This window comes from Phaeobacter sp. CECT 5382, from assembly GCF_001457775.1.
Classification (GTDB): Bacteria; Pseudomonadota; Alphaproteobacteria; order Rhodobacterales; family Rhodobacteraceae; genus Pseudophaeobacter.
On record NZ_CYSG01000004.1, the window covers coordinates 305,852 to 331,768 of the forward strand.

The following is a 25,917-nucleotide window of genomic DNA, read 5'->3' on the forward strand; positions in this document are numbered from 1 at the left end:
GCCATTGATCAGCACATTTGTCATTGCGGAAGCTCCCAATAGGGGCTGTACGAAAATGGATGTCAATTGACGTCAAGCTATAGTTGCATCTCGCAAGGGGGCAGTGTTCCACAAGATGTCCCAATTCGGATATCATTCTCCCAGAAACGACTGTCACGGTGAGGCAGAGGCAGGCCAAAGCCAGAAGGTTTCGACATCAGGTCGCCGCATCCTAGCCGCACCCTAAAGGGGAGGTGATATGGATTGGAGCCAAGGAAAGGGCCAAGGAAAAAGGCGCCGCATTTCGCGACGCCTTTTCAAAACAAATTACAGGGTCAAGCTATGGCCTAAATTTCGGCCTATAAACCCGTGAGCTTCAGCCTTCAGCTTTGGCGGCAGCGGTTGCAGCTTTGACGGCTGCCGAAGGGGCCGTGGCAGCTGCACCGATAGGCGCTGATTTTTTGCCGCCAGGTGTCAAAGGATCGTCCTGACGCTGCACGGAGCCTTCAAAGTGGGCACCGCTTTCGATGGCGATTGTTTTGTGGATGATGTCCCCTTCGACACGGGCGGTCGAGGTCAGGCGCACCTTCAGGCCGCGCACACGACCGACAACGCGGCCATTGACCACAACATCATCGGCAGTCACTTCGCCCTTGATCGTGGCGGTCTCGCCAACGGTCAGCAGATGGGCGCGGATATCACCTTCAACGGTGCCCTCAACCTGGATATCACCAGTGGTTCTGAGATTGCCGGTGATGTGCAGATCGGAGCTGAGCAGCGATGCTGGTGGTTTTGCCTTCGGGGTTGTCGAGGGCTTGTAATCGCTGGAGGGGGCAGCAGGGGCCGCAGCGGCAGGTGCAGCTGTGGGGGTAGCTTCGGCCTGCTTGGGCCCGGGCTCGTTGATTTTGCTCTTAGAAAACATTTCTTGCAGCCTTGATATAGATCATCGGGTTTACGGGTTTGCCATTGACCCTTACCTCATAGTGGAGGTGGGTCCCGGTGGACCGTCCGGTGTTACCCATATCAGCAATATGATCGCCGCGCGAGACCCTTTGACCGACCTTCACACGCAGATTGGAGTTATGGGCGTATTTTGTCTCAATGCCAAAGGCATGGCGAATGGAAACGAGTTTGCCATAGCCTGATTGCCAGCCCGCATGGGTGACGACACCATCGGCGGTGGCAAAGATATCAGTGCCGGTTTTTCCGGCAAAATCAGAGCCTTTGTGCAGGCGGCGGCCGCCAGTTTTAGGATCTCGACGATAGCCGTAGCCCGAAGACTGGCGCACCAGGCCGAGATTAACCGGAGTGGCAAAAGGCGCCTGCTGCGCCGCCATACGGTACAGGTTCAACTGGTCCAACTTGTTGAGAATCTGGTTGGCGCGCAGCTCATCCGCAGTGGGTTCTTCACCGCGGGTGGACAGGGCTAAAGGGCTGAGCGGACCACCTTGACCGTTATAGCCACGCCGCACCTGTTCGAGGATCCGGTCCGGGGGCATGCCTGCATTGCGAAACATCTTGTCCAGCGGGGTGACCGAAACGGTGACGGCTTCTTCCAGCTGGCGGAAAATCTGGTCGTTGCGCTCGTTCAGTAGTTCCAGTTCCAACTCCATTTCAGCACGCTGTTCCAGGGCCTGGCGGGCATCGGCTTCGATCTGGTCGCGTTCGGCAGCTGTATCGCTCAGCACGGAGGACAGGAAATCCATCTGAACCGGCGCGGTTGCGGCATGTGCCTGGGCTGCGCTCTCGCCTTGCGTGTTGGCCTTCAGCTGTTCCAAGGCGCTGCGGGTGGTGTCGCGCTGGGTCATGGTCTGGCGCAGCGTGGTCTGGATCACCTCGATGCCGGTTTCAAGTTCCTGCCGACGGGTTTCGGAGGTCAGCAATTCGGATTGCATCATCGAAATCTGCGCCAGGGCTGCATTGAACCGCGACTGTGCCGCCAGGGCCTCTTCGGCGCGGTTGTCACGCTCATCAGATATTGCGTTCAGACGTGCACGATAGGTCATCTGATCCCGTTTGGCCTGTTCGCGAAAATTGCCGGCACCGATGCTGTCCATCAGCACAATGGCCGTGGCAACAATGGCCCAGGAAACCAGAAGCACCATACCGGCAATCGCTACCAGCTGCGTTTCCGGTCGTAATCGGATGAAGCGAGTATCTGTGTCAGATTTCAGAAAGACCCGGCGTTCCGGAAACCTATGTTCCAGAAATGAGTGTATCTTGATAGCCAGACGTGTGCGCACGAACTGATCCTTGTCCCATCCCAAACATTCAGAGCCACAGCCATCCCCTGCCATTGCTCTGGACGAAATCATTAGCCAGAGCCGAGGCTTTGGGCAAGTCTGCAGCGTCCCTCAGCGGTGTTTTCCTTGCATTTGCTAAACCTTGGGCGGATTTTTGCCACAGCCTCCCCGCCGCCGTCCCTCTGAAACCTCCTGAAAACGGACAGACAATGGACAGCCGGCAATGGACAGCCGGCAATGGACAGCCGACAATGGGCAGACAAAGGCGACCACGGTGCAATCAGGTTGCTTGCAGGATACGGTGGTGGAAACCGGAGTTAGACACCGGCAATCGGTTTGATGTCTTCGGTCAGGGGCCAGTAGAAATCGGGCGGAATGCCAGCATCGGCACGCTTTTCTTCATTGAAGGGGGGCTTCAAGGCGCCGCGGAAATACTTGCGGACCAATTGGTGAAACACCACCTTTGGATCCAGATTGTCGCGTCCACACAGGAAGTAGAACCATTTGGAGCCATAGGCGACATGGCTCACTTCCTCGGCGTAGATCACTTCCAGTGCTTCGACGGCCCGCGTGTTTTTGGCATTGCGAAAGACATTGATCATACCGGGTGTCACATCCAGCCCACGAGCTTCGAGCACCATGGGGACAACCGCAAGCCGTCCCATCAGGTCCTCTGCGGTATCCTCGGCGGCGCGCCACATGCCGGCATGGGCCGGAAGGGCCCCATAGTGGCTGCCCAAAGCTTCAAGGCAGTCGCACATCAGTTTGAAATGCTTTGATTCTTCGTCGGCGGCTTTGACCCAGTCATCAAAGAAACCGATGGGCAAAGGCACATGAGAAAACCGGGCAATGATGTCCCAGTGAAGGTCTACGGCGTTCAGCTCGATATGGGCCACCGCATGCAATAGGGCGATGCGCCCGGCTTCACTGCCGGGTTTGCGCTTTGGCACATCCCGCGGGTTCAGCAACTCTGGCTTTTGTGGTCGTGCCGGATGCAGTGGTGGTTGTGCGGTACCGATCTTGATGGCGCAGTCTGATGAGTGGCCGACTTCATCGCGGGCTTCATTGCGGGCTTGGCGCCAGGCGGCGGCATAGCGGCGCGAAAGCGTGGTCTTTTCGTGCCCATCCGCTGTCATCAACACTTCGTTAGCCATCTGGGCGAGTGTGAGTTGTGATGTCATTGCGGGTCCTCGACGTGAAAAAATATGGAGCAGGGTTCGGGCTTGAGCAGGAACGTTCCGAACTGGGAATCCGGGGCAGGCGGCTGTAAGCAGGGCTAGCTGGGTTCGGCTTTGATCAAAGCTGGCTCAGGGTCTGATGAAAGTGAAAGTCACAAGTTCCCTTTATCTGATCCGTCCCCTGCCATTGCTGGCGCCACACTGCAAGCGAAACTGACACGCGACTCTGGCAGGCGATTCTGGCAAGCGAGACAGCTATGCTGTCCCGGATTGGGGCGGTGGCGTTTCCCCGTGCAAAGCGTCTGTTAGTCATGGTGATTCGAAAATGACTGAGACGGAAATGACTGAGACCGACAGTCTAGAGTGCTGCAGCCGCCTCCAACACCTCTTCGACATGGCCATCCACTTTGACTTTGCGCCAGACCCGGGCAATGCGGCCTTCGGCGTCGATCAGAAAGGTGGAACGTTCGATTCCCCAGTGCTTCTTGCCATACATGTTCTTTTCCTTCCACACGCCATAGTCTTCGCAGGTGGAGCCCTCGGCATCAGATAGCAAAGGCGTGGTGAGCCCATGTTTGGCGACGAATTTGTCGTGTTTCTTTACCGGATCCTTTGAAATCCCAAAAACCAGCGCTCCGGCGTCGGCAAAGCTTTGCAGATGCTCAGAAAACCCGATGGATTCTTTGGTGCAGCCCGGCGTATCATCGCGTGGGTAAAAGAACAGGACCACGGCCTTGCCCTTCAGTGCTGCAAGTGAAACCACTCCGTCGCCATCGCGTGGCAGGGTGAACAGAGGGGCATGATCAGACAGGTCGAGCATTTTGGGTCTCCAAACGGTTTGGCAACAGCTGCATGCCATAGTTAGGCCATCACGGGCAAAGGATAAACACAGATCGAAGCGGATGCGGATAAAGCCGGTCTCGACGACCCGGCCTCGCCTTGCGAGGCCGATACCGTAATGGTGGCAGCCCCTGGAAAGAGGCGCCGGATGTGGCGTCTTCTGCGCGGCCTGGTCTGGTTTCTGGCTCTGGGTTGTTTTCTGGCGGCTGGTGCTTTGTATTTTGGCATCGGGACTCGGATGGCAGCACCGCTGTGGCTGCGCCAGCAAGTCGAAGAACGGATCGAAAATGATCTGAACGGCATGCAGATTGAATTCGGCGAGATCCATATGGTGGTGAACCGAGGCTGGCGACCACGGATCGGGCTGCGCGATATCAGGCTGCTTGCGGCTGATGGTGCGTCGATCATGCAGCTGGCCGATGCCGAAGTCTCACTGGCAATGCGACCCTTGCTGCAGGGGCGGATCCAGCCCAAGCGCATCGCGCTGAGCGGGCTCTATGTCAACCTGCGCCGGGAGAGCGACGGCATCGCCCTGAGTTTTTCCGAAACCGGCTCGCCTTTGCGACAGGCGGGCAATCTGGCGGAATTGATCGAACAATGGGACCGCCAGTTCGAAATGCCGGTTCTGTCTGCGCTGACCGAGATGAGCACCGCTGGGGTGACACTGCGCTATGAAGATGCTCGCCTGGGGCGGGTATGGACGCTGGACGGTGGCCATGTGAAGCTGACGCGTTCCGGTCCTACACTGACCGTTTCCTCTGGATTTTCTGTCCTGAGCGGGCGTCAGGATGTCGGTCTGATGGAGGCCAACTACAAATCCGACATCGGCGATGCTGCCGCGGAATTTGGCATTTTGGTCAGTGATATCGCCAGTGAAGATATCGCGTTGCAGGCTCCGGCACTTGGCTGGCTGGAGGTCTTGAAGGCAACGATTTCGGGCTCTTTGCGTGGCGGTATTGCCAGTGACGGCGCCCTGTTACCCCTGTCGGCCAGTCTGCAAATCGGCCAGGGTGTCATTCAACCGTCGCAAGAGACACTGCCGATCCCGATCCATCGGGCCCATAGCTATTTCACTTATTTCCCGGCGGAACAGGCGCTGCAGTTTGATGAATTGCGACTGGAAAGCGGCTGGGGGTCGGGCACGGTTGCCGGGCGCGCGCTTCTGGCCGGGGTTCAGGATGGCCGTTTGACCGATCTTGTCGGGCAGTTGCGGTTCACCGATCTCACTCTTAATCCACGCCAACTCTATGAGCAGCCGCAGGTTTTTACCAATGTCACGGCTGATTTCCGGTTGCAGCCGATTCCATTCCGGTTTCAGCTTGGGGAAATGCTGATCGCCCATGAGAGCAGTCACATTAGGGTTGAGGGTCGCATTGATGCCGGGCATGAGGGCTGGAACTACGCACTGGATGCACAGGCCGACCAACTGGATCTTTCGCAGGTCAAGTCGCTCTGGCCTGAAGGCGCTGCAGAAAAGCCGCGCAAATGGGTGCGCGACAATGTCTTTCAGGCCCAGGCGCAGGATGTGAATTTCGCCCTGCGTGGCAAGGGGAGTCAAAAGCCATTTGTGTCTCTGGATGCGGGTTTTTCCGGGGCCGAGGTGAAATTTCAAAAACACCTGCCTCACCTGCGCGAGGGCGCGGGGCATTTCAGCCTCTATGGGCCACGTATGGTCATCGTCGCGACCGAAGGCACGGTGACGGCCGATCAGGGTGGCTCAGTTGCGGTGGCGGGGACGTCCTTTATCATTCCGGACACATCAGTAAAAAACGGCACCCCCGGGATCGCCAGAATTGTGGCCTCTGGGCCGGTGACGGCGGGTCTATCGCTCCTCAACCGTCCGCCGCTGTCAATCATGGACAAGGCGGATTTGCCAGTTGAGCTTGCGACGGGGCAGGTGCAGGTCACAGGTACCCTGGCGCTGCCCCTGAAAGAAGGCGTCTTGCCGGAGGAAATTCTCTATCATTACCGCGGGATGGTTTCGCAGGTGCAGACATCGGTGCTGGTGCCGGGCCATGAGGTTGCAGCCCAGTCTTTGACCCTGCGCGGGGATCAAAGCCAGGTTGAACTCTCTGGCGCAGGCTTTCTGTCTGGCATTCCGCTAACGGCCAGCTGGCGTCAGATTATTGGTGCCAAGGCCAATGGCACCAGTCAGGTCACAGGCACGGTCGAGATTTCGCGTCAGGCGGTTGAGACGCTGCAAATCGGTCTGCCGCAAGGCTCGGTCGGCGGCACCGGGCGGGGCACATACCAGTTGGATATCAGCCCCGACACTGCGCCCCGATTTCAGCTCAGCTCTGATCTAACCGGGCTGGAGTTGCGGATGTCGCCGGTAAGTTGGCGAAAACCCCCATCCGTGTCCGGCAAATTGGACCTAGTGGCGCGGCTTGCCACCCCGGTCGAAGTGCAATCCCTGTCCTTTGCCGCACCCGGGCTGACGGCGCAGGGACGTGTGACAACCAAGGCAGACGGCGGCTTGGACCGGGCAGTGTTGTCTTCTGTGACTGTTGGCAATTGGATGCGCGGGTCTGCGGTCTTTTTGGGACGCAACGGTAACGTGCCTGCATTGGAGCTGACGAGCGGAACGCTGGACATGCGCAAAGCGCCGTTTACCGGCGCAAGCGGCAGTAGTTCCGGTGGCGGCAGTGACGAGACCGGGCCGATTTCGATGCGGCTTGACCGTTTGCAGGTGACGGACAGTATCGCCTTAACGGGTTTTTCAGGGAATTTCTCTGCACGCGGTGGCTTCAATGGCCAATTCAGCGGGCGGCTCAATGGCGCAACGCCGGTCTCAGGCGTGGTTGTTCCGCAAGAGGGCGGTGTTGCCACCCGTATCCGCTCCGAAGATGCAGGTGGGGTGTTTCAGGCCGCTGGTATTTTGCGTCATGGCCGTGGCGGCAGTTTTGACATGACACTGGTTCCGGCTGATGTCGCCGGTGAATATGACGGCACCATCAAAGTGAAAAACACCCGGATTAAAAATGCTCCTTCCATGGCGGCCTTGCTCAACGCAATCAGTGTTGTCGGCCTGCTGGATGAGCTCACTGGTGGCGGCATCCTGTTTACCGGTATCGAGGCCAAATTCCGCCTTGGGTCGACGCATCTGATCCTGCATGAAAGCAGTTCGGTGGGGCCGTCGATGGGGATTTCAATGGACGGGGTCTATGATCTGAACTCTGGGGCATTAAACATGCGCGGGGTGATTTCTCCGATCTATCTGATCAACGCTATTGGACGGGTGATTGCTCGCAAAGGCGAGGGCCTGATCGGATTTGCCTTCAGACTGCGCGGCACGGCGGATGATCCCAAAGTCAGCGTCAATCCGTTGTCGGCACTGGCGCCTGGCATGTTCCGGGAGTTGTTCCGTGGCAAGGCCCCAACCGTGCCGGGCGCACCGGAAGAGCCCCATGTTCCCAATCCCGATCACCGTCCCAAAAACGATGGCGGTGCCCGTTAACGACCCGGTACCGTACATAGGCCACAAAGCGTGCATCTGCAAAACAAAGGGTGCGCAAATCTCATGGTCAAGCTGCGCCAAACCTCGTAAAGGAGCGGCATGAAACTCAGTGATTTTGATTTTGATCTGCCCGAAGATCTAATTGCAACCCGCCCAGCAAGCCCACGTAGTGCGGCGCGCATGCTTGTGGCCGATGGGGATGCCTTGACCGATACTCATGTCGGTGATCTTTTGACTTGGCTCAGCCCGGGGGACCGGCTGGTCCTGAACGATACTAAAGTGATCCCCGCGCGGCTTTCAGGTTTGCGCCATCGGGTCTCAGCCGAGGGCGAGACCGCAGCCAAAATCGAAGTCACACTGCTGGACCCGCGCGCTGATGGAACCTGGTCAAGCCTGCTCAAGCCGATGAAAAAGATTAAAATCGGTGAAGAAATTGTCTTTTCACAGGATCTGACAGCAGAGCTGGTCGGAAAAGAAGACGGGCAAGGAATGCTGCGTTTCAATCTGGTCGGCGATGATTTTGATGCGGCGCTGGCCGAAGCTGGCATGATGCCGCTGCCGCCCTATATTGCCGCCAAACGCCCTGCGGATGCGCAGGACAAGGAAGACTATCAAACCGTCTGGGCCCGGCATTCTGGCGCGGTTGCAGCACCTACGGCCTCGTTGCATTTTGATGCCCCCCTGTTGGAGGCTTTGCGCAACAGGGGAGTGCAGTTTACCTATGTAACGCTGCATGTGGGGGCAGGGACGTTTTTGCCGGTCAAGGTCGAAGACGTGACCAGCCACAAGATGCATGCGGAATGGGGGCAGGTGAGTGCTGAGGCCGCCGCTGAAATTAATGCTACCAAGGCGGCTGGTGGGCGGGTCATCCCGGTTGGCACCACGGCACTGCGTTTGATCGAAAGTGCAGCCCGGTCTGGTCAGGTGGAGCCCTGGGAAGGCGAGACGGATATTTTTATCTATCCAGGTTTCACCTTTCATGCAGCTGACGCGCTCATGACAAATTTCCATCTGCCGAAATCAACACTTTTGATGTTGATCTCTGCCCTGATGGGACAGGAACGCGTCCGCGACATCTACGCGCATGCCGTGAAAAACTGCTATCGGTTCTTTTCTTATGGCGATGCGTCGCTTTTATTACCTCATGGGGCGAAAACGCCGCAGAAGTGACGCGAATAAGCGTAGACAAGCGCGCGCAGGATCCGCTCTGATCAGAGCTGGATCGTGTCATCACAACGCAATCTTAAAAACCGATACCCGCCTCTTGAGCCAGGGGCATTCTCCGGTCTGAAACACTATGCGGGCGGGTGCTGCTTGGACATTTGTCCACGTGGTCTCTGCGCGTTGGCAAAGGAGCCACCACGATGCTGCAGGTCTTGTCGAGCGCTTGGGCGCTGCTTTTGGGCATGGGAATGCTGATGATAGGCAATGGTATGCAGGGCACCATTCTGGGTGTGCGCGGCGCCATGGAGGGATTCTCCACACTTCAGATGTCCTTTGTGATGTCGGCCTATTTTATCGGCTTTCTGGGAGGGTCGCGTCTGGCGCCCGAGATGATCCGCCGGGTCGGTCACGTGCGGGTCTTTGCGGCCCTTGCCTCGCTGATCTCGGCGGTGATGATCCTCTATCCGGCGGTCGCCAATCCGATTGCATGGATGCTTGGGCGCGTATTGATCGGGTTCTGTTTCTCCGGTGTGTATGTCACCGCCGAAAGTTGGCTGAACAATGCCGCAGATAACGCTAACCGGGGCAAGGCGCTGTCACTTTATATGATCGTGCAGACTTTTGGCATTGTATCGGCTCAGGCTCTGATGCTGGTGGGAGATCCGACCGGGTATGAGACCTTTGTTATCGCGTCGGTCGTGATCTCGGTCTCCTTTGCACCCATTTTGCTGTCGATCTCGCCGACGCCGGCCTTTGAGACCACCAAACCGATGTCGTTGCGCCAGCTGATGGATGTCTCGCCGCTGGGCTGTGTAGGGATGTTCCTGCTTGGCGGGGTGTTCTCAGCGCAGTTTGGCATGAGCGCGGTTTACGCCGCCGAGGCCGGGTTGACGCTGTCACAGATCTCGATTTTCATCGCGACCTTCTATATCGGCGCCATTATCTTGCAGTACCCGCTGGGTTGGATGTCGGACTGGATGGATCGCCGGGTTTTGGTGCTTGGGGTATCTGCCCTGGGCGGTGGCGCTGCCATCATGGGCATGATGATGGGAGGGGACTACACCTACCTGCTGATTGCGGCCTTCTTTATTGGCGGCATGTCGAACCCGCTCTATTCGCTGCTGATCGCCCATACCAACGATTATCTGGACCATGATGATATGGCTGCGGCCTCTGGTGGGCTGGTCTTTATCAACGGGCTGGGGGCTATCGCCGGGCCGCTGATCACCGGCTGGATGATGAGTGATGCGGCTTTTGGTCCGGCGGGGTATTTCCTGTTCATGGCCATCTTGCTGGTGGCTTTGGCCATCTATGCGCTCTACCGGACAACTCAGCGGGCGGCGATTCCCTCCGAGGATACCGGGATTATGTCTCCAATGACGCCAACCGGCTCGCCGGTGGTGGTGGAATTTGCCCAAGAATATGCCATCGACACCGATATCGAAGAGCAAGAAGCCGCCAGTGAGGCGGGTTGATTGCGCTAACCTTTTGCTCTTGTGAGTAATATTTCAACAAATGACCCGAGATGTTGCAAAAAGTGACCTCGGGTCACTTGTCAAATACACGTAAAAACGTCTGAACTTAACCTCAGTATAAATACGTGGAGATGGACCGATGCAGGGGCCCGAAGAAGTTCTTAAGTTCTGGCTGGATGAGGTTGGTGAAAAAGGCTGGTATCTGAGCAATACCGAGCTGGATGACACTATCCGCACCCGTTTTAAGGCAACATGGGAGGCCGCGTTGAGCGGCAAATTCTCGATGTGGCTGACCTATCCGACGGGAACACTGGCCTATATCATTTTGATGGACCAGTTCCCGCGCAACATGTTTCGCGGCACCGGCGACGCGTTCCGGTCGGATCGTATGGCGCTTTGTGCGGCCAAGAACGCCATTCACAAAAAATGGGACTTGAAGGTTGACGAGCCCGCACGGCAGTTTTTCTACCTGCCGCTGATGCATTCGGAGAACCTGTGTGATCAGGAGCGCTGCGTGCGGTTGATGCTGGAGCGGATGCCAAAAAGTGGTGCGTCGAACATGTTGCACGCCCGGGCGCATCGCGAAGTCATCCGTCAGTTTGGTCGCTTTCCCTATCGCAACGAAGCTCTGTTGCGCCATAGCACCGCGCCAGAAATGGATTACGTCATGGCGGGCGGCTACGGCGAAACCGTACGTGGCCTGCAGGCCACGGGCTAACTGTCCAAGAGCTGGGCACGACAAAGCCGGGCACGAATCTTTCAGACGGCGTTCCTAATCCAGCAGCGCCGTTATTTGTGGCAGGCTGTCTGCGGCGCAATCACTCAAACGTGGCACCCAAAGCGCCAGCCCAGCAGACAATTTTTCTGCGGCGGCTTCAGCTGCCTTTGCCATCACCTGTGCAGGCAGCTGCTTCAGGGCCTGTGTTTCCACTTTGAGCCCGATAGTTTGCCGCTCCAGTCTGGCAAGCCTCAACCGCATTTCGGTGCTGTCGGGGCCAGTGTCCCGCTCCAGCGTCTTGCTGAGTGCTGCCAGTTCCTGTGTCATGGTTTGGATCTCGACATGAACCGGCCTAAAATCGGCACTGGTTTTTTCAAAACCATCTGAGACGGCTTCGGCGGCGGCAAACAGCTTCCACCCCAGAAACAGACAGAGAGCCAAAAGCAGCAGGCTGGCGTTGAAAAAGGCTTTGAAGAGATCAAACATAGGTTTCATTGGACAAAGATCACTTTGTGGTTGGGCAGAACTTTCTGGACTGGCAAGGCTGGCCTCTGCATCCTATGATTTCAGGAATGCCGTAAAAATGCCAGTCACGCGGCTTTCCGTCATTGTTGAGAGGGCGGGTAATTTGGCATCACTTGTCGGTTCCGCATCTCAGAGATTGCAGAGAGGTGAAAAGTAGTTTAACGGTGAACTAGTTTATTTTGATCCTGTTGGCGAGGGAATACCATGGCCGCACAAACCTATGACCTGATCGTAATTGGCGCAGGCCCCGGCGGCTATGTCGCGGCCATTCGAGCCGCGCAGCTGGGACTGAAAACTGCGGTGATCGAACGCGAAAATCTGGGCGGTATCTGTCTGAATTGGGGCTGTATTCCGACCAAAGCCCTGCTGCGGTCATCGGAGGTTTTCCACCTGATGGAACGGGCCAAGGAGTTTGGCTTGAGTGCCGACAAAATCGGCTATGATCTGGATGCGGTTGTGAAACGGTCGCGTGGCGTGGCGAAACAACTGTCCTCCGGCGTGGCGCATCTGCTGAAGAAGAACAAGGTCACCGTGGTGATGGGCGAGGCGACGCTGCCTGCCAAGGGCAAGGTCAGCGTCAAGACCGCCAAAGGGTCTGAAGAACTTCAGGCCAAGAACATCATTTTGGCAACGGGCGCGCGCGCCCGCGAGCTGACCGGGCTCGAAGGGGACGGGGATCTGGTCTGGACCTACCGCGACGCACTAGTGCCTAGCCGGATGCCAAAGAAACTGCTGGTCATTGGATCCGGCGCGATTGGGATCGAATTTGCCAGTTTCTACAACACGCTGGGCGCCGACACGACGGTTGTCGAGGTGATGGACCGGGTGCTGCCGGTGGAAGATGCTGAAATCAGTGCCTTTGCCAAGAAGAGCTTTACCAAGCAGGGCATGAAGATCATGGAGAAATCCACGGTCAAAAAGTTAGACCGGGGGCAGGGCAAGGTCACTGCCCATATTGAAACCGGCGGTAACACCCAGACGATGGAATTCGACACGGTGATTTCCGCTGTGGGCATCGTTGGCAATGTCGAAGGTCTGGGGCTGGAGGCGCTTGGCGTCAAACTGGACCGGACGCATGTGGTGACGGATGCCTATTGTCGCACGGGTGTCGAGGGGCTCTATGCCATCGGTGATATCGCCGGAGCCCCCTGGCTGGCTCATAAGGCGAGCCACGAAGGCGTCATGGTTGCGGATCTCATCGCAGGCAAACACGCGCATCCGGTCAAACCGGAAAGCATCGCCGGCTGCACCTATTGCCAGCCACAGGTGGCAAGTGTGGGCTATAGCGAAGCCAAAGCGAAAGAGCTGGGCTATGATATCAAGGTTGGCCGCTTTCCCTTTATTGGCAATGGCAAGGCGATCGCATTGGGCGAAGCTGAAGGCATGATCAAGACCGTGTTTGACGCCAAGACCGGAGAGCTTCTGGGCGCGCATATGATTGGTGCAGAAGTCACTGAACTGATCCAGGGCTATGTGGTGGGTCGCCAGCTGGAGACCACCGAAGAAGATCTGATGAATACGGTGTTCCCGCATCCCACCCTGAGTGAAATGATGCATGAAAGCGTACTCGACGCCTTCGACCGGGTCATTCACATGTAAGCATCACGCCCTCTGCGGCGGGCGGCCAAATGACTGAAACCGTGCAAGGGCCAGGCGGCGCTTGCGCGGTTTTTTGCATCTGGTCAGTCAGGCAATAGATACCTGCGGGAGGCGGGCTGACCGCCGCGTCGGATCGCACTGTTAAATAAAATCTTCATTTCTATTTACGGGGCTTTCAGGGGATTGCGACGGTAGTGCCTTATTTTTCCCATGTTTCGCGGCAAGGGTTTTAACGGTCGCAGCCATGAGTGGATACGCTGAAAAAAGCTGCGGATTTGTGGCCTTGAAATCAGAAGGATCCATTGTTTTCAATGGATTGATTGCCAAAATGAACGTCAAAAAACTGTTGAGCTGGAATGTCTTTAGCTTTTTTTCCGTCAACCGACTGCCCTGCCGTCCCACAAATGACAAAATGGAAATCCTGCGCAACTGGCACTCTGAAGTCGCCCGGTCTAGAACTGGGTGGTAGTCGCAGGGACGGTCTAGACCTTTCCTGACATCAGGGGAGCAAGGGTCGTGACAGAACAGGGCAAAACCCGTTGGCCTCTGGTCTTTGCCATCTGGGCTGCAGGCCTTGGGGTTGCTGCCCAATACGGCAAGATCAGTATCGTCTTTGATCGACTGGCTCAGTTGTATCCAGATGCCGGAGCTAGCATCAGTTTCACCGTGTCTTTGGTGGGGCTCATGGGGATTGTCTTTGGTCTTGTGGCCGGGATGTTTGTCGCATCCTTCGGATTTCGGCGCACGATTGTCTGCTCCCTTTGGGTGGGGGCTGCGATGTCGGCGCTTCAAGCAATGCATCTGCCCTTTGCGATCTTCCTGGCAACACGCGTGATCGAAGGCCTGTCACATCTCGGTGTGGTGGTTGCCGCGCCGGTCCTGATGGCGCAGTTGAGCTCGAACCGGGACCGGGGGCTGGTCATGACCCTCTGGAGCACCTTCTTTGGGGTTGCCTTTACCCTTTTGGCCTGGCTCGGCCTGCCATTGGTCGCAGCACAGGGGGTGTTGGCGCTGTTTTGGATACATGCCGGTGTGATGGCGGGTCTGGCGCTTCTGCTCGGCTTCGCCCTGCGGGATGTTCCGGTTCCTGCGCGTGAGGCAAGACCCGCATTTAAGTCCCTGCCTGCTCTGCATCTGCCAGTTTATCGTTCGGCCTGGAAAGTGGCCCCGGCGGCTGGCTGGCTGTTCTATACCTGCTGTTTTGTCGCCATCCTGACCGTGATACCACCCTATATCGCCGTCGAGAGCCGCGGCTTTGTTCTGGGGGCCATGCCCCTGGCCAGCATTGCCGTGTCGATGACGGTTGGGGTGCAATTGCTGCGCCGTGTGTCTGCGGTGACAGTGGTGCAAATGGGTTTCCTTTTCTGTGCGGCTTCTGTTCTCTGGCTTTGGGCGATGCCGGGATATCCGCTGGCCTGTATCACACTGGCGGGGGCTATGGGGCTGGTGCAGGGGGCGTCCTTTGCGGCCATTCCCCAGCTCAATGAAAGCGCTGCCGCACGCGCCGAATCCAGTGGCGTGCTGGCTCAGTCCGGCAATCTTGGCAATACTATCGGAACTCCGCTGATGGTCGCAGCCCTTGGGGTTTCCGGCTTTGGCGGGTTGATGGCGACGCTTTTGGTGCTTTTCCTAGGCGGCTTTGGTGTGCATGTCTTTCTTGCGGCTCAAAGGCGCGGTGTGGGGGGCTAGCTCCTGGCGGTTTAGATCCTCTCGGTGGAGGATGCTGCAGAATAGCGGTGTTCACCAGATATGGCGGTATCACGCCACAAAGTTAGAATATGTTCCGCTAACGTTCTCATTTTTTTGTTGGAGACTCACGCAGCAATGCCTATCTGTTAACTCAATGACCGGCCCCGGCTCTGTCCCTGTGAATGACGCCCCTTTCGGGTTTCAATGCGGGACTTGGGACTGGGCGTCTGGTTTGACATGAGGACAGAATGGCTGAGTTGAAATCCATCGAGGTGCGCGGCGCGCGCGAGCATAATCTCAAAAACATCGATGTGGATATTCCACGTGATGAGCTGGTGGTGATCACTGGTCTGTCGGGGTCAGGGAAATCGTCGCTGGCCTTTGATACCATCTATGCCGAAGGGCAGCGCCGCTATGTGGAATCGCTGAGCGCCTATGCCCGGCAATTTCTTGATATGATGGAAAAACCCGATGTGGATCATATTTCGGGTCTCAGCCCTGCGATCTCTATCGAGCAGAAAACCACCTCGAAAAACCCGCGCTCCACAGTCGGCACCGTGACCGAGATCTATGACTACCTGCGTCTGCTTTTTGCGCGCGCAGGCACGCCCTATTCACCAGCCACCGGCCTTCCGATCGAGGCCCAACAGGTGCAAGATATGGTGGATCGCGTGATGACCCTGGAGGAGGGCACGCGCGGCTATTTGCTGGCTCCCATCGTGCGCGACCGCAAAGGTGAGTACAAAAAAGAGTTCCTCGAGCTGCGCAAACAGGGTTTTCAGCGAGTCAAGGTGGATGGCGAATTCTATGAGCTGGATGAGCCACCGACACTGGACAAGAAATTCCGCCATGACATCGACGTGGTGGTTGACCGTCTGGTGGTGCGCGAAGGTCTGGAAACCCGGCTTGCTGATAGTTTGCGCACGGCGCTGGACCTGGCCGATGGCATCGCCGTTCTGGAAACCGCACCACGCGAAGGAGACCCTGAACGGATTACGTTCAGCGAGAATTTTGCTTGTCCTGTCAGCGGTTTCACCATTCCCGAGATTGAACCACGGCTGTTTTCTTTCAATGCACCTTTTGGCGCCTGCACGGTCTGCGACGGGTTGGGGATGGAGCTGTTCTTTGACGAGCGCCTGGTGGTTCCGGATCAAAGCCTGAAGATCTATGACGGCGCGCTGGCGCCCTGGCGCAAAGGCAAATCGCCCTATTTCCTGCAAACCATCGAGGCCATCGCCAAACACTACAAGTTCGACAAGAACACCCAGTGGAAAGACTTGCCTGCCAAGGTGCAGAAGGTCTTTCTCTATGGCTCCGGCGAAGAGGAAATTCCGTTTCGCTACGACGAAGGTGGCCGCGTCTACGAGGTCACGCGGGTCTTTGAAGGCGTCATTCCCAATATGGAACGCCGCTACCGCGAGACAGACAGCAACTGGATCCGCGAAGAATTTGAACGCTACCAGAACAACCGTTCGTGCGGGGCCTGCAATGGTTACCGCCTGCGCGAAGAGGCGCTAGCCGTCAAAATCGCCGGTCTGCATGTGGGGCAGGTGGTGCAGAAGTCCATCCGCGAGGCGCTGGCCTGGATCGAGGATGTGCCCAACCATCTGACCAAGCAAAAGCAGGAAATCGCCCGCGCCATCGTCAAGGAAATCCGCGAACGGCTTGGATTTTTGAACAATGTCGGTCTGGAATACCTCACCCTGTCGCGCAACTCCGGCACTCTGTCGGGCGGTGAAAGCCAGCGGATCCGCCTTGCCAGCCAGATCGGGTCTGGTCTGACCGGGGTGCTTTATGTGCTCGATGAACCTTCGATTGGATTGCATCAGCGTGACAATGACCGCTTGATCACCACGCTGAAAAACCTGCGGGATCAAGGCAATACCGTGATTGTGGTAGAACATGACGAAGACATGATCCGCCAGGCGGACTATGTCTTTGATATTGGGCCCGGCGCAGGCGTGCATGGTGGCCAAGTGGTCAGCCATGGCACCGCCGCCGAGGTGACAGCCGATCCGGCCTCGATTACCGGGCAGTATCTTTCGGGGGTGCGCGAAATCGCGGTGCCAGCCAAGCGGCGCAAGGGCAACAAGAAAAAGCTGAAGGTGGTCAAAGCCTCTGGCAACAACCTGAAAGATGTGACTGCAGAGTTCCCGCTGGGGATGTTTCTGTGTGTGACCGGGGTGTCTGGCGGTGGCAAATCCACCCTGACAATCGAGACCCTGTTCAAAACCGCCTCGATGCGGCTGAATGGGGCCCGCCAGACCCCGGCGCCCTGCGAGAGCATCAAGGGGCTGGAACATCTGGACAAGGTCATCGACATTGATCAGCGTCCCATCGGGCGCACGCCGCGCTCCAACCCGGCGACCTATACCGGGGCCTTTACGCCGATCCGTGACTGGTTCGCCAGCCTGCCAGAGGCAAAGACCCGCGGCTACAAGCCGGGGCGGTTCAGCTTTAACGTCAAAGGCGGGCGCTGCGAGGCCTGTCAGGGCGACGGTGTCATCAAGATCGAGATGCATTTCTTGCCGGATGTCTATGTGGAATGTGAAACCTGCAAGGGCGCGCGCTACAATCGCGAAACGCTTGAGATCAAGTTCAAAGGCAAATCCATCGCGGATGTGCTCGATATGACAGTCGAAGAGGCACAGAGTTTCTTTCAGGCAGTGCCAACGATCCGCGACAAGATGGATGCGCTGATGCGGGTGGGGCTGGGCTATATCAAGGTCGGCCAGCAGGCGACGACGCTGTCTGGCGGCGAGGCGCAGCGGGTGAAACTCTCAAAAGAGCTGTCAAAGCGTTCTACTGGGCGGACGCTGTATATTCTGGATGAGCCCACAACGGGGCTTCATTTTGAGGATGTCAAAAAGCTGTTGGAAGTTCTGCATGAGCTGGTTGATCAGGGCAATTCGGTCGTGGTGATCGAACACAACCTTGATGTGGTCAAAACCGCGGACTGGATCATCGATATCGGTCCCGAAGGCGGCGATGGCGGCGGCGAGATCGTTGCAGTTGGCACGCCAGAAACGGTCGCCAAAGAGCCACGCAGCCATACCGGCCACTACTTGAAGGATATGCTGTCGGCGAAGAAAGTTGCCGCCGAATAGGCTTTGCCCCTTTGGGAAACTCTGCCAAAAGGGGGGGGCTCACTGCCCCCCCTTTTTTGCACGCATGGTTGGCCATCAGGTGCGGGGTTCAGGCTGCGGTCGTCTGTTCCTGCTTGCTTCCCAAAAGAAGCGGAACCAGAAAGAGTGCCAGAAACCCTGTGTTCATCAGCAGATTGAACCACGCACCCGCAAGGTAGGAGCCGAAACAGTCGGGCAGATACCAGGCCAAAAGGCCCGGCAGAAGGATCTTTCGGCCGTGTTGAGGGGTTCGTGCATAGACTAGCTCCGTCACCTGCCAGACCAGAGTGCCCAGCCCTACCATGAGGCCGCCGGAAATGGCCATCAGCAAGGCTTCGCTGTCACTGTCGATGTTTTGTGCGCGGTCCAGCGGCAGATGCGCCAAATCCAGAAACCAGTCGAAGAGAAACTTGAGCGAGGTCGCCGGGAAGATAGCCATGGCCAGTCCGAAAGCTATCGTGGCCATTGATGCTAATTTCAAACCCTGGATGGCATTTTCATGTTTCATGGCAGTATATCCCTTTTGTTGAACCTGATAGGGCCAGAATGACCTGCCCCTGATTCACAAAACAATTACCTTGCAGGTAAGTGCTTTTGGCTCCTGTCTGCTCTAGTCTTTGACCAGACAGGGAGAGGCGTGATGGCAACCTTCGGCGTGATACTCAAGGAATGGCGGGCACTGCGCCGGATGAGCCAGCTGGACCTAGGGCTAGGTGCCGAGGTCTCCGCCCGCCATATCTCTTTCTTGGAAACGGGGCGATCTCGTCCCAGTCGTGACATGGTACTGCGCCTGGCAGAGGCGCTGCACATGCCGCTCAGCGCCCGCAACCAACTATTAGCGGCGGTCGGGCTGGTTGCGGCTCATGGGGTGAAAGGTCTGTCCGAGGCCGAACGGGCGCCTCTGCAGCAGGCCGTCGACTGGATCCTGCAAAACCATTCGCCCTATCCGGGGATGGCCCTGGATCGGCATTGGCGGCTTGTTGCCTGCAACTCACCGGCCCGGATAATGCTTCAAGCCAGTGGCGTTCATTCAGGCGATAGTCTGATAGAGGCGCTCCTTGGCAATGAGCTCCTGCGCCACTCTCTGGTCAATTTGGAAGAGGTCGAAGCCCTGAGCCTTTTGCGGCTGCGGACCGAACTGGCGCATTTTGGTCGCGATCCTTTGCTCGAAAGCGCTGTCGAACGGCTTCAAATGAACATCGCAGGCCATAAAACCGCGTCACTTCAGAAATTGCCAGCGATCATTCCCGCAGTCTACCGCATCAATGGGCAGGAGTTGTCTCTTTTCTCAACCCTGTCGCAATTCGCCTCGACCGGCGATATTGCCATGTCAGAACTGAAGGTCGAAATGATGTTCCCGGCAGATGAACGGACAAAAGAGGCTTTGCTTTCGCTCTTTGTCACGGCCTGATGTCGCGTATGTTCTGTGCCGTCAACTCATGTAAGTGTCCAGCAGGACGGTCTCGAAATGGCGTAGGGACAGCCGGGCGGCAGCACCATAGCCCGTGCCCGTCATTGGGCAGAGTTCGGGAAACAGCGCAAAAAGTTCGGCCTGGGTTTCGGCATCAAAACCACGGGTCGTCTCGGGGCCAGGATGGTAGCTTTCGCTCAGCGCGCCATTGGACCACAGGATTTCGTGCTGATCGAATAGCAGGTGGAAATATTCAACTGTTTCAAAGCTGTGATCAGGGCGAATGCTGCTGTCGTTGACCAGATCTTTGGCCTTGGCCAGCACTTCGGATTCACCAAACAGAAGTTCGGCAAACTGTCCGGTCACCAGCATACGATGGTTCGGAGAGACCCAGAGGTCCTGTTCGCACCCGTATTGGCCCTTTTTAAACCTGATAGGCGCCGTGGTCTCGGACACAGTCACATGGCTGTGTCCGATCCAGCGCAGAGGCTGTAATCCATGGTCATAGGTTTCAACCAGCATGCCTGGGCGCAGGTCTTCGATGGGCAAGGGGCCGTCTTCGGTCACAATCAGGGTGCCGCGCAGAAAACAGGGCTGCGCCTGGGTGATTTCAACCAGGGCAGTGTCACTGTCGCCCAGATCATTTTCGACCGTATAGTTGAAATAGACGGTTTCGGCATCGCCATCAGCAACCACTTCCAGCGTGCCATCGGCATTCAGGGTGATCTGCTGGCCAGAGCTGAGGGTGACAGTATCGCCTGCCGTGACTGCCACATCGTTGATATGGGTAATCGTCAGGGTGCCGCCTGCTGTGGCTGCGTCATTGTCCAGCACATCCAGCATACGTGTAGCTGCCAGCGGCATGGTCAGACTGTCATCCTGCGCCACAAAGGCGGATTGAACTGATCCCCCGGCTATGAGGAGGTTGGTATCGTAGCTGCTGTCGGCAACATCTGCGACACCGACTTTGATCGAATTCACCGCGCCTGCATTTACCGGAGCGGTAAAAGTGAGCGTGATGGTGAACCCGTCCATCTCGGTGTTGAACTGGTCGCTGGTATTGTCGACATAGATATTCTGAGTGTCACTCTGGTTGATATTGCCGATCGAGGCAGAGCCATCGCCGATCGTCACTTGGGCCTGCACGCCGTTGACCCAAACGCCGACGACATCGTTATACTGCGACGAGGCAAATTCGGGGTACTCTTCTGAGGACAGTACAAAGTCGAGGGTCAGAACATCACCATCAGGGATGAAGTCGATTTCGAGAAAGGCGGCGTCATAGGTGGCCGAACCCGCGATGGCGTTGAAATCACTGTCGCCATTCACGCCGCTGGTATTGGTGCTGGTATTGCCCGAAGTGTTTGTATTCGTGGTGCCGCTATTGTTGGTGAAATCTACGACGTCGCCGGTCGACAGAATGACGCCATTGTCTGCGGGGGCAACGCCTGCAACGGTGGTATCGGCCCCGGTATAAATCCCAGATGAGTCCACATCACCGGTATAGCTGGCGCTGACCACGGTGGTTCCGTCGCCAAAGATCTCGTTGGCCATCTGCGTGGCCGTGGCGGATGTGTTGATATCGAGTTCTGTTGCCGTAGCCATGATTAAACCTGCACTCTGTCCAAGGCCGCTCGACTTTGGCGGCTTATCTGCAGGTTTCGCTTTGAACTTGGACTGAAATGTGGTGCTGCGGTGCCGATTTCCTGAATTTTAATCAAATTTAACAAAAGCTGAAGAAATGGGGCGATTAGTTCAGGCGGACCCGTCAGGTGGAACAAGTCAGACAGGGCATAGCAGCAAGCCTGTCCCAGTCAGCGCTGGCCAGACGCGTTTTGATGCGTCGTTCGGCCTAAGTTGTATCTTGTTCGGGCGGGCAACAGCATGTTGCATGGAAAACAGCCCGGTTTGAGCGGGTCTCTTAGGGGCAAGAGACGGCTCAAACCGGGCTGGTCACTTTCATTGTGGCAGGGTTAGCTGCGCGAACGTTTCTCAAAACGGGGCAACATGGCCGAGAAATCCATACCAGTGCCGCCTTCGTTTTCGACAAACTGGGTATAAAGTGCCTGAGCCAGCTCCCCCATCGGTGTGTCTGCGTCAGCGCTTTGCGCGGCCTGTTGGCTGAGACGCAGATCTTTCAGCATCAATTCAGCGGCAAAGCCGGGTTTGTAGTCATTGTCTGCGGGAGACTGCGGGCCAACACCGGGGGCAGGGCAATAGGCATTCATCGTCCAGGAATAGCCTGAAGAGGTCGAAACCACGTCGAACATCTTCTGGCGGTCCAGCCCCAGTTTATCTGCCAGCGCAAAGGCCTCGCAGGTGGCAACCATGGTGACGCCCAGGATCATGTTGTTACAGATCTTGGCCGCCTGACCGGCGCCTGCATCTCCACAATGTACCGCCTTTTGACCCATGATGGCGAACAGCGGCTCTGCCTTGGCAAAGGCATCTGCGCTGCCACCGGCCATAAAGGTTAGCGTGCCACCGGAAGCCCCGCCAACGCCACCAGACACAGGCGCGTCGACAAACAAAAGATCGGCGGTGGCAGCCTGTTCTGCAACGGCACGGGCAGAATCCACATCAACGGTGGAGCAATCAACCAAGGCGGCCCCTGCTGTCATCGCGGGCAGAACCTCATTGGCGACGGCGCGTAGGATCTGGCCGTTGGGCAGCATGGTAATGACCACATCCGCGCCTTTGGCGGCTTCGGCGCCGGATGCAGCCATGGCGACACCCTCGATGGTGACATCCGCCATATCAAACCCGGTGACCTGATGGCCTGCCTTGGCCAGATTGGCGGCCATCGGCCCACCCATATTGCCCAGACCAATAAATCCGATTTTCATGCCTTACTCCTCCTCAAAGTCCAGTGCATCTGCACCCAGCGGCATCAGCATTTGGCTGACGGCCGTAGCAGGCACATTTCCATTCGCATATTGCCACTTGGGCTGGCGGTCCTTGTCAATGATCTGGGCCCGAATACCTTCGAGAAAATCACCCTTTTCCATCGACCGGAACGTATAGCGGTATTCGTGATCCAAGGCTTTGCGAATGCCCAGATTGCTGCCGCGCAGCCGGTGCAGCAGTTCCACCGTGCAGGCCATGGCCAGAGGCGCGTTGCGCTGGAGCGGTTTCAGCGCTGCCGTCGCAAGTTCGCTGTCGTCTGCCTTGAGCACAGTCAGGATGTCGCCGAGTGTCTCGCCTGCAAAACAACGGTCGATATCCGCTTGTTGGCCTTCCAGGGTGCCCGCTGGTGCTTTTCGTGCAGCGACCTCCAGAATGGACGGATCGCCATCGCGTTGCAGCCCAGCGATCAGCACGGGCCAGAAGCTTTCAGGAATGTAGAAATCAGCAAAACCTGCATAGATGGCATCTGCCGCCTTCATGCGACCGGCCGTGGTGCCAAGGTATTCACCCAGACGTCCCGGAGCCAGTGCCAGCATCAGGGTGCCGCCCACATCGGGAATGAGGCCGATGCCACATTCAGGCATGGCGATCTGGCTGCTGTCGCCAACCACGCGATGGGTGCCATGACAGCCAATGCCAACGCCGCCACCCATGGTGAACCCCTGTAGGAAGCTGACAACCGGCTTTGGGTATTCAAAGATAATCGCGTTCAGGCGGTATTCATCGCGCCAGAACTTCTGCCCGTAGGCGTAGTCGCCTTTGGTGCCGGTCTCATAAAGTTCGGCAATGTCGCCGCCGGCACAAAAAGCCTTGTCGCCCTCGGCATCGATCACCACCAGTTTGACCGCGTCATCTGTGGCCCAGGCGCGCATGGCGGCGTCAATCGCCATGCACATGTCATAGGACAGCGCGTTCAGGGCTTTGCCGCGGGTGAGGGTGATGCGACCGGCCTGACCGATCACACGGATATTGATATCACTCATGTTGTCCTCGCTGTCAGCCTGTGCACCTGCGCCGGTTTCACAGCGCAGGTGTAGCAGGGCTATCGGTCAGAATAGGCGGTGGTCTCGCGATCAGGCATTTTCTGCCAGCAAATGACGCGCGACAATCACTCGCATGATCTCGTTGGTGCCTTCGAGGATCTGATGCACGCGCAGGTCACGCACCAGTTTTTCGATACCATAGTCCGCCAGGTAGCCGTAGCCGCCATGCAGTTGCAGGCACTGATCAACGACTTTGGAGCCTGCTTCTGTGACGAATTTCTTGGCCATGGCGCAATGCTTGCTGGCGTCGGGTGCCCCCTGATCCAGCTTCCAAGCCGCCTGACGCAGGAACACACGGGCGGCTTGCAGCTCAATCTCCATATCGGCGAGGCGGAACTGTAGCCCCTGGAACTGGTCGATGCTTTTGCCGAATGCCTTGCGTTCCGACATGTACTGCAGGGTCAGGTTCAGCGCCGTCTGGGCGGCCCCAAGTGAACAGGACGAAATATTCAGACGCCCGCCATCCAGGCCCATCATGGCGTATTTGAAGCCTTTGCCCTCTTCGCCTACCAGATTGTTGGCCGGGATTTTGCAGTCATCAAACTGTACTTGTGCTGTTGGTTGGCTTTTCCAACCCATTTTTTCTTCGAGCCCACCAAAGGACAGCCCGGCTGTGCCGTCTTCGACATAAACGGTGGAAATACCTTTGGGGCCATCTTCGCCGGTGCGCACCATACAGACATAGGCGTCCGAATAGCCACCGCCCGAGATAAAGGCCTTGTTGCCGTTCAGGGTGTAGCCCTCATTGGTTTTCTCGGCGCGGGTCTTCAGTGCGGCGGCATCAGAGCCAGAGCCCGGCTCGGTCAGGGCGTAGCTCAACACGGTATTGAGCGACAAGACATCCGGCATGATGCGGGCTTTCATCTCGTCGCTGGCAAAGCTGTCGAGCATCTTGGCGCACATGTTGTGGATCGACAGGAATGCCGCCACGGAGGGGCAGGCCATCGACAGGGCCTCGAACACCAATGTGGCATCCAGACGTGACAGGGCCGAACCGCCACCTTCTTCGCTGACATAAAGACCGCCAAAGCCCAACTCGCCCACGCGGGGCCACAGCTCTTTTGGGATGGTGCCTTCGGATTCCCACTGGCGTGCAAAAGGCGCAATGTTTTCCTGGCCAAATGCATGAGCCATATCAAAAATCGCGGTTTGTTCCTCGGTCAAAGCGAAATCCACGTCGTGTCCTCCCTGGCGCGGTGTGAATTGAACAGTTGTTTATTTAATAGCCGGATCATGCTCCAAGAGCAACCGGGCGCGCTTGCAAAGCGGTGCTGCACAAATTCAATGTAGTGGGGCACTTCGTTTTGCAGTGCGGGACACTTCCCGTTGCAGCAAAATTTTCTAGACGAACGCCCTGTTTTATATGTCAGAACTGGACCCGAGGCCACCCACCATTGGTGCCTATTTCGAGGTGAGTTTGGGACACTTCGCATTGCAGTACTGGACACTTCCCATTTCAAAATCGGTTATAGCGCATCCCGACCCGTTTAAAATGTCCAGCTGCGGCTGTCTTTAAAGGTCGTTTAAAGGGGGTTTAAACTGCTCGGAGCCGAGCTCTTAGGGTACGCCCTTCAATTTTTCCCAACTTTTGGGTCGTAGCATTGCCCTCAGAACTGCGCCGACCTCCGGCAGGAAAGAGCGCTACATGGCCGCCCCTCCATTGTTTGGATCAAGGACTTCCAACTTACACAGAACGCGGGCGGCGCGCTCCCGGTCAGGATTCAAAATGGGCATTGCTATGCTACTTTGGTCGGGCTCGCGACGAGTGTCGGCAACTCAGTCCCAAATGGCGCTAGCGGCTGCTGTCAGCCCAAAGCGGACCCAAGGCCCTTGGCGCGAATGTACGATAGCGGACCTTTGTCACGCGGGTTGCGAAGGGGGAGAATTCGGGCTTAGTGGCTTGGTATGCGAAACGCCGATAACCATGCTGCAACACGTGCCACTACGACACTTTGTGCCAGAATCGGTCCTGCCGCCCCACCGCACTTTCACTGACCCAATAGGCGCTCGTCACAAATTGGCGATCGAGTTCGGCGCCCACTTGTCTTTCCACGGTCGTGCGGCTTCCAGTTCATAGGCGAGTTCAAGCAACATGGGTTCTTGGCCATATTTGGCAAAGAAATGGCTGCCAATCGGCAAGCCTCCTTTGCTCCAGGCAAGTGGTACCGACATCCCAGGCAACCCGAACACATTCATTGGCGAGGTGAAGCTGACGAAGTCGAAGACCCGGCGGTGCATGACGTCCCAATCTTTGCTTTGATCAAAGAGGAAACCGGTTTGGGGCGGTGGTGCATAGGCCACCGGCGTCAAGACGACGTCAAATGGTGTCATCCAACTGTCGAATTTCTGTGCCATGGTCGCAAAATAGGTCTCAGCGGATTCCAGATCCCCAGCGCTGAGGCCTTCCGCTTTGTTCCCGAAATCGATGGTGAAGCGATTCATCAGTCCGGTTTCTTCAACCGGTTTCCCGGTGAGGCTTTGTTGCACAAATCGGTTTCTGAGGGGACTTCCCCTTTCCCCGGACGGAATTATCCTACGGGCTCGGTAACGGGTATGCCAAGAGC

The 25,917-nt window shown here is 57.1% G+C and carries 20 protein-coding genes; 8 read left to right on the forward strand and 12 right to left on the reverse strand.

Annotated features, from left to right (window positions below; translation table 11 throughout):
* Positions 1 to 355: 355 nt before the first annotated feature.
* The 4 genes from PH5382_RS06880 to PH5382_RS06895 all read right to left on the reverse strand — a co-directional run bounded on the left by PH5382_RS06880 (position 356) and on the right by PH5382_RS06895 (position 4,220).
* Positions 356 to 901 carry a bactofilin family protein gene (locus PH5382_RS06880; protein ID WP_058333607.1) on the reverse strand — a complete coding sequence of 182 codons (546 nt, stop codon included), beginning with the start codon at positions 899 to 901 and terminating at the stop codon, positions 356 to 358.
* Positions 891 to 2,222, reverse strand: coding sequence for a M23 family metallopeptidase (locus tag PH5382_RS06885; RefSeq protein WP_058333653.1), 1,332 nt, complete (start codon positions 2,220 to 2,222; stop codon positions 891 to 893). Before PH5382_RS06885 ends, PH5382_RS06880 begins: the two co-directional genes overlap by 11 nt.
* A gap of 317 nt (positions 2,223 to 2,539) precedes the next feature.
* A complete protein-coding gene (locus PH5382_RS06890; protein WP_058333608.1) occupies positions 2,540 to 3,403 on the reverse strand; it encodes a ferritin-like domain-containing protein in 864 nt (287 codons plus the stop codon).
* Positions 3,404 to 3,758: 355 nt separating this feature from the next.
* The gene (locus PH5382_RS06895) at positions 3,759 to 4,220 is read right to left on the reverse strand and encodes a peroxiredoxin (RefSeq protein ID WP_058333609.1); all 462 of its coding nucleotides are present in this window, start codon (positions 4,218 to 4,220) and stop codon (positions 3,759 to 3,761) included.
* Between the two features lie 168 nt (positions 4,221 to 4,388).
* On the opposite strand from PH5382_RS06895, the gene PH5382_RS06900 reads away from it, so the two are divergent.
* The 4 genes from PH5382_RS06900 to PH5382_RS06915 all read left to right on the forward strand — a co-directional run bounded on the left by PH5382_RS06900 (position 4,389) and on the right by PH5382_RS06915 (position 11,054).
* Positions 4,389 to 7,697, forward strand: coding sequence for a YhdP family protein (locus PH5382_RS06900; RefSeq protein ID WP_231751811.1), 3,309 nt, complete (start codon positions 4,389 to 4,391; stop codon positions 7,695 to 7,697).
* Positions 7,698 to 7,796: 99 nt separating this feature from the next.
* Entirely contained in the window at positions 7,797 to 8,867 is a 1,071-nt protein-coding gene (queA, locus tag PH5382_RS06905; protein WP_058333610.1) for a tRNA preQ1(34) S-adenosylmethionine ribosyltransferase-isomerase QueA, read from the forward strand.
* A gap of 194 nt (positions 8,868 to 9,061) precedes the next feature.
* Positions 9,062 to 10,336 (forward strand): MFS transporter, encoded by a 1,275-nt coding sequence (locus PH5382_RS06910; protein ID WP_058333611.1) that lies wholly within the window; start codon positions 9,062 to 9,064, stop codon positions 10,334 to 10,336.
* A gap of 139 nt (positions 10,337 to 10,475) precedes the next feature.
* A complete protein-coding gene (locus tag PH5382_RS06915; protein ID WP_058333612.1) occupies positions 10,476 to 11,054 on the forward strand; it encodes a DUF924 family protein in 579 nt (192 codons plus the stop codon).
* 54 nt (positions 11,055 to 11,108) lie between these two features.
* Here the strand turns inward: PH5382_RS06915 and PH5382_RS06920 are convergent, their stop codons facing one another.
* On the reverse strand, positions 11,109 to 11,540 hold the full coding sequence (locus PH5382_RS06920; protein WP_058333613.1) for a hypothetical protein: 432 nt from the start codon (positions 11,538 to 11,540) through the stop codon (positions 11,109 to 11,111).
* A gap of 243 nt (positions 11,541 to 11,783) precedes the next feature.
* Here PH5382_RS06920 and lpdA point away from each other — a divergent pair, with 243 nt between their 5' ends.
* Positions 11,784 to 13,178 (forward strand): dihydrolipoyl dehydrogenase, encoded by a 1,395-nt coding sequence (lpdA, locus tag PH5382_RS06925; RefSeq protein ID WP_058333614.1) that lies wholly within the window; start codon positions 11,784 to 11,786, stop codon positions 13,176 to 13,178.
* A 141-nt stretch (positions 13,179 to 13,319) separates the two neighbouring features.
* Here lpdA and PH5382_RS19720 read toward each other — a convergent pair whose 3' ends face one another.
* On the reverse strand, positions 13,320 to 13,589 hold the full coding sequence (locus tag PH5382_RS19720) for a hypothetical protein (protein WP_156414849.1): 270 nt from the start codon (positions 13,587 to 13,589) through the stop codon (positions 13,320 to 13,322).
* 105 nt (positions 13,590 to 13,694) lie between these two features.
* On the opposite strand from PH5382_RS19720, the gene PH5382_RS06935 reads away from it, so the two are divergent.
* Together PH5382_RS06935 and uvrA are read left to right on the forward strand one after the other, a co-directional pair.
* Complete coding sequence (locus PH5382_RS06935) at positions 13,695 to 14,867, forward strand: MFS transporter (protein WP_197410012.1); 1,173 nt, start codon at positions 13,695 to 13,697, stop codon at positions 14,865 to 14,867.
* 248 nt (positions 14,868 to 15,115) lie between these two features.
* Positions 15,116 to 17,974 (forward strand): excinuclease ABC subunit UvrA, encoded by a 2,859-nt coding sequence (uvrA, locus tag PH5382_RS06940; protein WP_058333617.1) that lies wholly within the window; start codon positions 15,116 to 15,118, stop codon positions 17,972 to 17,974.
* A gap of 88 nt (positions 17,975 to 18,062) precedes the next feature.
* Here uvrA and PH5382_RS06945 read toward each other — a convergent pair whose 3' ends face one another.
* A complete protein-coding gene (locus PH5382_RS06945) occupies positions 18,063 to 18,458 on the reverse strand; it encodes an excinuclease ABC subunit A (RefSeq protein ID WP_231751812.1) in 396 nt (131 codons plus the stop codon).
* Positions 18,459 to 18,632: 174 nt separating this feature from the next.
* On the opposite strand from PH5382_RS06945, the gene PH5382_RS06950 reads away from it, so the two are divergent.
* Positions 18,633 to 19,403 (forward strand): helix-turn-helix domain-containing protein, encoded by a 771-nt coding sequence (locus tag PH5382_RS06950; RefSeq protein ID WP_058333619.1) that lies wholly within the window; start codon positions 18,633 to 18,635, stop codon positions 19,401 to 19,403.
* Between the two features lie 21 nt (positions 19,404 to 19,424).
* Here the strand turns inward: PH5382_RS06950 and PH5382_RS06955 are convergent, their stop codons facing one another.
* From PH5382_RS06955 to PH5382_RS06975, 5 genes are all read right to left on the reverse strand, one after another.
* Positions 19,425 to 21,008 (reverse strand): Hint domain-containing protein, encoded by a 1,584-nt coding sequence (locus PH5382_RS06955; RefSeq protein WP_058333620.1) that lies wholly within the window; start codon positions 21,006 to 21,008, stop codon positions 19,425 to 19,427.
* A 368-nt stretch (positions 21,009 to 21,376) separates the two neighbouring features.
* Positions 21,377 to 22,249, reverse strand: a complete 873-nt coding sequence (mmsB, locus tag PH5382_RS06960; RefSeq protein ID WP_058333621.1) for a 3-hydroxyisobutyrate dehydrogenase — start codon at positions 22,247 to 22,249, stop codon at positions 21,377 to 21,379.
* A gap of 3 nt (positions 22,250 to 22,252) precedes the next feature.
* On the reverse strand, positions 22,253 to 23,293 hold the full coding sequence (locus PH5382_RS06965; protein ID WP_058333622.1) for an enoyl-CoA hydratase/isomerase family protein: 1,041 nt from the start codon (positions 23,291 to 23,293) through the stop codon (positions 22,253 to 22,255).
* Between the two features lie 90 nt (positions 23,294 to 23,383).
* Complete coding sequence (locus tag PH5382_RS06970; RefSeq protein WP_058333623.1) at positions 23,384 to 24,529, reverse strand: acyl-CoA dehydrogenase family protein; 1,146 nt, start codon at positions 24,527 to 24,529, stop codon at positions 23,384 to 23,386.
* A gap of 834 nt (positions 24,530 to 25,363) precedes the next feature.
* A partial coding sequence (locus PH5382_RS06975) for an amidase family protein (protein WP_255354094.1) occupies positions 25,364 to 25,917 on the reverse strand: 554 nt, incomplete at its 5' end.